The sequence below is a fragment of the Vibrio sp. 10N.286.48.C11 genome (genome assembly GCF_041469805.1).
GTDB classification, from domain to species: domain Bacteria; phylum Pseudomonadota; class Gammaproteobacteria; order Enterobacterales; family Vibrionaceae; genus Vibrio; species Vibrio crassostreae_C.
In genome coordinates this window covers 1-7,539 of sequence record NZ_JBFRLK010000108.1, presented here as the reverse complement: position 1 = coordinate 7,539, position 7,539 = coordinate 1, and the positions used below count along the sequence as shown (strand labels likewise).

Sequence of the window (7,539 nt, the reverse complement as noted above, 5' to 3'; positions counted from 1 at the left end):
AAATTTATTTTCACTTTTTTGAAAGGTGAAGACAAAAGGTATCGTTACTTGCATTAGCAAATAACAACCTCAACAGTGTACTAATCTGTTGATGACAATTTGTTGGAGGGATGGCTGAGTGGTCGAAAGCACCGGTCTTGAAAACCGGCAACCGTTAATAGCGGTTCTAGGGTTCAAATCCCTATCCCTCCACCACTTTTATAAAGCCCAAGTCATTGATTTACAAAGACTTGGGCTTTTTTCTTGTCTACGATTTTTTGCATGATCCTAACAGGTGTCACGATCATGTATCTAACAAAGAACCGCAACTCCAATTACTACACCAGAATTAGCTTACCTGCCCGACTTAAAGCTTTGGGCTATCCAAGCGAAATCCGATTCTCGCTCCACACTAAAAATCGTTCTGAAGCAATAGACCGTTCAGTCATGGTGTTGCACATCGTGAGGCCTTGGATCAAGACACAATCAAGCTCCCCATACTCCCCTGAATCTATACAAGCACTCCGTAGTAGAGTTAAACATCTACAGAATAGAAGTTTTAATAGCACCTCTACTGCTTCACGAGATACGCTTAAGGGTGTAGTACCCCATAAGCCTAAGCAACTCCCAGAAAAGGCCAATACAACCTATTTAAATGACTTTCTTGAATTTAAAGAGAAAAGCGAAATACGTTATAGTTCGATATCATTGTTGAAAACCAGAATTAGCCACTTCATCAAACTGTTAGACAAGCCTTTAAAGCAACTCACTTACAATGATTCCTTACGTTATGAGGATACGTTGCTAAATATGAAAAATAGCTACAAAACTAAGAAAGAGTACCTTTCTGCAACAAAACAATTCTGTGAATGGTTAAGAAGAAAGCAAGTAATAGCCACCAATCCCCTTGCTTCGTTAATGATCAAGATTCCTGCTAGCGCCAAAGCCAAACCGTCTTCTCAGCGAAATCGCTGGAGCAATACGCAACTTGATACGCTCTTTAAACATCAAAACTTTACTAGAGTTCCAGATTTAGACACTGACACACAAGTCATGAAAGAAAACTTTTGGCTTCCTTTTTTGCTTCTTTACACTGGGGCAAGATCAGGTGAAATATGTCAATTAAAGACAAACGACGTATATCAAAAAGAGGGGATTTGGTGCATTGATATCAACGATAAAGGTGATGATCGACATTTAAAATCTCACTATGCGAGTCGCATTGTACCGCTGCATTCATGCTTGATCGAACTAGGCTTTATTGACTACGTTAATAACCGTGTAGAGCACCAACAAGTAAACCTGTTTGGCTTCAAGCCAATCGGTATTGATAAAGATTGGTCAAAGTCATTCGCTCTGCGATTTAGCAAAGTGCTTAACCAGTGTGGCTTCATCGAAAAAACACGACCTACATTGCATAGCTTAAGGCATACTTTTATTGACGAGCTTCAACAAGCGAGCGTAGAAGAGTACATCACTAGCGAGCTTGTAGGCCACAGTAAACAGACATTGACCTATGGTCGATACGGTAAGAGCATCCAACTTTCTGTGCTCTCAGAAAATATTGAAAAGCTCCGCGTATGCCGATGGTTGCGAACACTTCCCTCCAAATCAGAATAAAATTTAGCATCACAAAATAATCTTAATTGACTAAGTTTCATTCGCGCATTTTATGATAATTCTCTTATAAACAAATGGTTACATGTTTTGCTTTGTATCATGATGTGACAATAAATTAATATGCATTCGCTTTATAACCCAATGGTTAATATCAAACTATTAGGTGCTGTCAGTGTAGTTAAGAAACACCCAAATTAATTATCCAAAGAGAATGAGTATGAAGTTAAAACATTGTGCGCTGATAGCGCTCACAGCGACAGCCCTAATCGGCTGTAAAGATGATAGCAGTGATGACAAACCACCAAAAGAGTCAGTGCTTGAAATCTTGACAGCACTGAACAACAACCACTTTACTGAACTTCGTGTCATTCACGACTACAATTACCCTCTAGACCTTGATGACTACGACACAAGGAATGGCCATGACGGTGATCGCCATTTTTGTTACCCCTTAGATGAGAATGATGAAGAGAACGGAATCACTACCAATGTAGCTCTATGCGCACTTGACCCAAGTGATCCACCAACTCAAGGTGTATTATCGCGCTACAAAGCTGAAGGTGATGACTTGATCCAAATCTTCTTCAACGACCCTGACGGGGTAGATAAACCCATACCAGATGCAATATTTGAAGCCATTGCGCACATAGAAGATGTGGTTGGTCGTCCAATGTTCAAAGATGTAGATACAGAAGGTAAATACATGACGAAAGTCTCGATACCTGAAGAGAGTTTTCCATGGCCTACAAACCATGACAACCGCTACTCCGATGCGGAAAATACGCATGGCGTAAGAGGTGGTATTGTTATTGGCACAGGCTTGGTGGTAGATAAAGGCGAAGGCAGAAACTGTGGCAACTGGGCAGCTACCCCGCAAGGTAATTCAGGCTACCACTTGGTTAATGGCAACAACGAATTTACAACCGATGAAGGTTTCGGATGGATTCGCCTCCCTGATGAAAATGACAAATGTCAGGCACCTAAGTTACTGGTTGTACACGAGATCGCTCACGCTCTTGGATGGGTTTGGTTTGGAGACTCATTCGAGCAACCAGATGGTCTTACTTTTCATGATTCCCAGCACTTCCGAGGCTTTGGATGGGATGGTGTTTGGAGCGATCATGCAGATGATGTGCTGTATGCACACTATAACATCCCGATTGGAACCAAGACTGAAGATCTTGAAGCTGCTATCAAGGCATTACCACCTAGAAAGTAACCTTAAACAATTCAAAGGATGCCAACTGGCATCCTTTTTTCTACCTGAATACCTAGAGGCACATTATGGGCGGCGCATTATTAAAAGACTTGACCATACTAATCGATAACTACATGAAATTTAGGAGTGGTCGAAAAGTAACAATAGTCACCCTTCTAAAACCATTCATACTTTGTCATCTTAGCTTGGGATGTGTTTTCTTAGCTGATACCTGTATGTTCTTATCTAATAACTCAAAAATAACCTCTGAATTAAGCATGTTGGAGAGTTCTTTCTCTACAGTCAGTTGATAGTCATAGATTAGCTGTGCTCTAGTGGGTTCCTCCAACTGACACCCCAACTTACCCTCTACTTCTTGGACACAACGTTCTATAAGGCTTATAAAATGCAGCTTAGTTACGTCCACTAAGTTCGCCTTCACATCGGTGGCGATAACTTGAGAATGCTGACGCAAATTTTCTCTGATTTCTTCTATTTCGGCATAAAAAGCTTTAATAGTGGTATGACTTGCCTTACAGCCATGTCGGGGTGGAATGATATCTGGAATGTACTTACGCATGGCTTCATTATAACTGCGCTGCATGTCTGCTAACTGCCATTTGTTAAACAGGTCTCGCGCATTTAAAACTATTCTACCATCAGGCTTTTCATCGATAGGGACAACAGTAAAATGCATATGGGGACTCAACTCATCAAGGTGCACCACCGCACTCACCACGTTGTCACCAAACCGCTCTTTGAGCCAGTCTCTGGTTCGATTTGCCCATATATTAAGGTTCTTATTGTCTTTCAGAAGTTCAGGCGAAAGAGTCACAAGAGCGTCCATCGCTAACACTGCATTTTTACGTGGTGGTTTCGTGAGTCGTTCCAATCGAGACTGGACGTCTTTGCTTAGATTACCGCTGCCGAAGAAGGTGTGGTTTCTCGATTTTTTCGCTGAGTCAGCATTTGGGGTGTCTAGGTGATGGCGGAACTGATGCGCTCCACATTGGCGGATGTTCGCCATATTTTTGATCTTTTCAAACCGTAATATTGTCGTTGCCATATACTCTTTTTAATAAAAGAATACACATTCTCCACATGTATACACAATCCCCCGACAATCGAAGATTGTGTACTCACTATACAATCTGCGATTGTGCTCGGGGTTTCACCCAAGAAAGCGACCACTTTAGATATCGTTAATTACTAAATGGTCTTCGGCAAATTTAATGGCTCTAGCATCATTAAACATGTTGTTTAAAAAATCGATACGATCTTTGAGGTTTACGACTACTGTGTCTAGGCTCTCACCATCCAAGTAATCCCCAAAGCTGTAGTAGATTTCCAGAGCCGAATCTGGCTCACCTTTAACCTTGTATTTATTGTGTTTATTTATAGCCCATAGCGCAGCTTCAAATTTAAGATCTTCAATATATAATTCTTTTTTAACATTACTCATTTTAAGCATTCCTCAAAGCCGTGAAGTTGTATTCCGTTCATTATTTTTCACCAGACTAAACTAATCAACACAACTCACGCCCAAATGAGTGTAAGCCTAGGCTCATACGAAACTGGGCGCGCGACACTTCTCAGAAAAATTAGAAGCTCTTCTTGTATTTAGGTGTCAATAGATCTGCCTTAATCATTAGCAAGTAGTAGATCCACAGAGAATCTTGCTCTCTCTTCATTGCATTCAAAAATTCTTTGCGAGCTTCGGTGCGTAGCCTCAACACGATCAAACGTAACTCTCGATCTGTTTGAAGTCTATCTTCCAACATTTCTCGAATGACCGCTTTGCGTATTGCTATAGATTTTCGGTCACAATCTTCAAGCAATTTATTCAGCTCATGGATGGTACTAAACAACTTCAGCCTGAGTTTGTCATCATCTATGAGCTGTACAAGAACTCGGTTAATGGTAGATATTTTCAGATCAAAAAAATTCATTTACTTGAAGTATATGAAATTTTTTAGGTGGCGGATAACTTCACCGATTGCTTCTCCACCTTAAAAATAACCCGTTGGAGAGGATGACCTCTTTTTTGTTTATTGACGATTGTTTCAACGGTAACCTTCAGGTCTGTCAACTTCATCACTTCTTTAAGAGGCTTTTCGATCATTCGTTTATAAAAGTGCTTTTCCTTGATACCGCCTTCAAGTGCAAGCCGATTTCTCAATGTATTAATGTCGATAGGAAAACTATTTTTTTGCTTGCCTTTGAGGCAGTGAAGCATCCAGTGGTAATAGCGCACTGCTATTGGTGATTCAAATTTAAAGGCATGATTTATGTCTACTTTCTTGTATCCTCTCACCCCGATGATAAACGGCATGAATTCTATCGAGAAAGTGAGTAACAGGCATTTTAACTTGGTATCTGGGCATTTCACGATTGATGCTGACTTCAGCACATCTATCACCTCAGAGGACTTATCCTGATTGTTTAACTTGATTTGTTTGTTAACCAGTGAATAAGCGGCATTAACTATCGGGCTGTACGACTTGCTCTTGCTATTACAAGATATGGCGTTGTGCATGTCTTTAAGAGGAAGCAATATAGAGCGATTTTCAACGCTTCCATATTTGTGGATCGCATCGCACTCCGCCGAAGACATAAAATTTCCGTCTTTAGCAAAATATTCCGACACATCGAACCGATTAATAACATAGTAGATCAAGCGTATTTCTTGAATCGACATGTCATAGTCGGCAAATACCCACTCATTTTTGAGCTTTAGTATGCCACCACTATAAGGACATGGTGGGGTTAGATCATTTAGATTGATTTGTGGTAAAGCTTCAGTTTTTGTTTGATTCATGATTTTTGTTGAAGGTTAATGAATCAAAATGCCACCTTCAATAGCAACTCAAAAATTTTCCCTTAATTTTGTAACTGAAAGCCCCACTCATTGTCATCACAACCCTTTTCGTTGTCCCATAACAAGCAATATTCCCCACGAGCTGTACCAAAGAATCGCTGCAGCACTTGGTGCTAATGACCTGCGGAGACCCTTAGTATCTTTTCTTTTAAGATCTAGATTACTACCTACTACTAAGTCACATGAAACAAGTGACGGGGTGATCGACAAGCGATCTAAAGCCAACAGCAGCGACTTCGTCGCGGATTTTGGAGGGATAGGTGCAATATCACACAAACCACTCCTTCAATGATTACGTATGCGGCACACCTGACCAATATCATTGTTTATCGTTTCTGTATTGACTCTGTTCTACACGGGTATTATCTAGTGATTTTTCATCGTTTAGTGCAAAAAAAATTTTGCCACAAGATTTGAAGCATTTTAGGCACTTAGGTTGTTTTCGCACTAACCTATTAATAATTATGGATTTTTAATTGTCCATTTGGGCGTGAGATGTATTGAACCAAACCTTTTGGAACGCAATAATTTTCTCAACTTAACGCAAATAAGAAGTGGAAAATGAAGCGTCCAACCTCAATCACAATCAATAAACTGAACAAAAAATTTTTAGAGCATATCAAGCCACACATTGCGGAATCTACGTATCTTGGCTATTGCAGCTATGCAAATACTATTGATAAATTCATCGGTGACCAAAAAGTAGCAAGCATGACGACTCATGATCTTGAAGAGTTTGTTAATGTGACGATGCTTAGCGCAACTAAGCCAAACGGTGACGTTGGTTACGCTAAAAAAACTCGGAACAACTACGCATCATACTTAAAGCGTATTTTTTCATATATCTACAAACAAGGACTACTCAGATCTAATCCATGCGCTGAAGCGCTTGAGGTTTTAGGTCGTGATGAAGAGGTTGTTGCAAAGCCGTATACGAATGATGAGATTGCTGTAATTAAACGTATTGCCAATGACGATAGTGATTTGTTAACCAGCTACATGGCATTGATTCTTTTGCTAGCGATCTGTACGGGGCTGCGCCCATCAGAGTTAGTTGCGCTGACGTTAAATGACTTGCGTAAAGGAGATACGCCTGACACATTTGAACTTGTAATTAACAAGGCACTAGCAATAACCACCGCAAGGAGCACAAAAAACCGAAGCTCAAATCGAGTGATTGTACTTAATACATCAAGTGTTGAGGCTATCAAAAAAATTTCAAACCGAAACAACATTGGCTTCGAACAGGCTGTGTCATCCAGCTCATCAGAGCTGCCGCTTGTTCGAGATCCGATGACTAACCAAGCATTTGTTAATCCCAAAAGTTTATATAATCGTAGTAAAGCCGCTTTAAAAAACCGCGTTTGCTATAGAGGTGTACAGCCTTGTCGACATTCTTTCGCAACAGTTTGTGCTGATGGAAACATTTCATTTGAGAATATTGCGTCAATGTTAGGCCATAGTTCAACAACAATGGTGAAAACTCGTTACGCACTATATAGGAAAACAGCAGAGGGTGCTCAGGTACTCACCCAGATGAATAATCTATTTTAAAATCAAAATACTCAATACAAACCGTTCACCTTGAACGGTTTTTTTTCGTCTCCTACGGCTATACAGGTGTACCTAAAGAGTGTAACATTTGTCTAAATATTACAAATTTTCAAGCAGAAAATCATTTGTAATTCATTGATTTTATTATAAAAGATGGTGGGGCTATCTAGTTTTCAAATCCCTATCCCTCCACCACTATTCTTTACGCATTAAGCCCTTGATTTTCAAGGGCTTTTTCGTATCTAAAGTACTGCAAATCACTTTCATGACAATGAGGTGAGACAATGTACTTATACCAATCCGGAAAATT

Annotated in this window: 6 protein-coding genes and 1 tRNA gene; 4 read left to right on the top strand and 3 right to left on the bottom strand. The window is 40.1% G+C overall.

Translation table 11 applies throughout. The features are described 5' to 3' along the window. Positions 1–104: 104 nt before the first annotated feature. The 3 genes from AB4209_RS20960 (at position 105) to AB4209_RS20950 (ending at position 2,818) form a co-directional block, all read left to right on the top strand. Positions 105–195 (top strand) — tRNA-Ser (locus AB4209_RS20960). A 90-nt stretch (positions 196–285) separates the two neighbouring features. After that, positions 286–1,599: a tyrosine-type recombinase/integrase gene (locus tag AB4209_RS20955; protein WP_372057226.1), complete on the top strand. Its 1,314-nt coding sequence runs from the start codon at positions 286–288 to the stop codon at positions 1,597–1,599. Between the two features lie 217 nt (positions 1,600–1,816). Continuing rightward, positions 1,817–2,818, top strand: coding sequence for a hypothetical protein (locus AB4209_RS20950; protein ID WP_372057224.1), 1,002 nt, complete (start codon positions 1,817–1,819; stop codon positions 2,816–2,818). A 175-nt stretch (positions 2,819–2,993) separates the two neighbouring features. Here AB4209_RS20950 and mobV read toward each other — a convergent pair whose 3' ends face one another. The 3 genes from mobV to AB4209_RS20935 all read right to left on the bottom strand — a co-directional run bounded on the left by mobV (position 2,994) and on the right by AB4209_RS20935 (position 5,615). After that, positions 2,994–3,863 carry a MobV family relaxase gene (gene mobV / locus AB4209_RS20945; RefSeq protein ID WP_372057222.1) on the bottom strand — a complete coding sequence of 290 codons (870 nt, stop codon included), beginning with the start codon at positions 3,861–3,863 and terminating at the stop codon, positions 2,994–2,996. A 126-nt stretch (positions 3,864–3,989) separates the two neighbouring features. Next, positions 3,990–4,259, bottom strand: coding sequence for a hypothetical protein (locus tag AB4209_RS20940; RefSeq protein WP_372057220.1), 270 nt, complete (start codon positions 4,257–4,259; stop codon positions 3,990–3,992). A gap of 510 nt (positions 4,260–4,769) precedes the next feature. Continuing rightward, on the bottom strand, positions 4,770–5,615 hold the full coding sequence (locus tag AB4209_RS20935; protein ID WP_372057219.1) for a replication initiation protein: 846 nt from the start codon (positions 5,613–5,615) through the stop codon (positions 4,770–4,772). Between the two features lie 621 nt (positions 5,616–6,236). On the opposite strand from AB4209_RS20935, the gene AB4209_RS20930 reads away from it, so the two are divergent. Next, a complete protein-coding gene (locus tag AB4209_RS20930; protein ID WP_372057217.1) occupies positions 6,237–7,229 on the top strand; it encodes a tyrosine-type recombinase/integrase in 993 nt (330 codons plus the stop codon). Positions 7,230–7,539: the final 310 nt, after the last annotated feature.

Coding starts and splice junctions, on each gene's coding strand:
- AB4209_RS20930 (WP_372057217.1), top strand. CDS start 6,237: ATGAAGCGTCCAACCTCAATCACAATCAATAAACTGAACAAAAAATTT.
- AB4209_RS20955 (WP_372057226.1), top strand. CDS start 286: ATGTATCTAACAAAGAACCGCAACTCCAATTACTACACCAGAATTAGC.
- AB4209_RS20935 (WP_372057219.1), bottom strand. CDS start 5,615: ATGAATCAAACAAAAACTGAAGCTTTACCACAAATCAATCTAAATGAT.
- AB4209_RS20950 (WP_372057224.1), top strand. CDS start 1,817: ATGAAGTTAAAACATTGTGCGCTGATAGCGCTCACAGCGACAGCCCTA.
- AB4209_RS20940 (WP_372057220.1), bottom strand. CDS start 4,259: ATGAGTAATGTTAAAAAAGAATTATATATTGAAGATCTTAAATTTGAA.
- mobV (WP_372057222.1), bottom strand. CDS start 3,863: ATGGCAACGACAATATTACGGTTTGAAAAGATCAAAAATATGGCGAAC.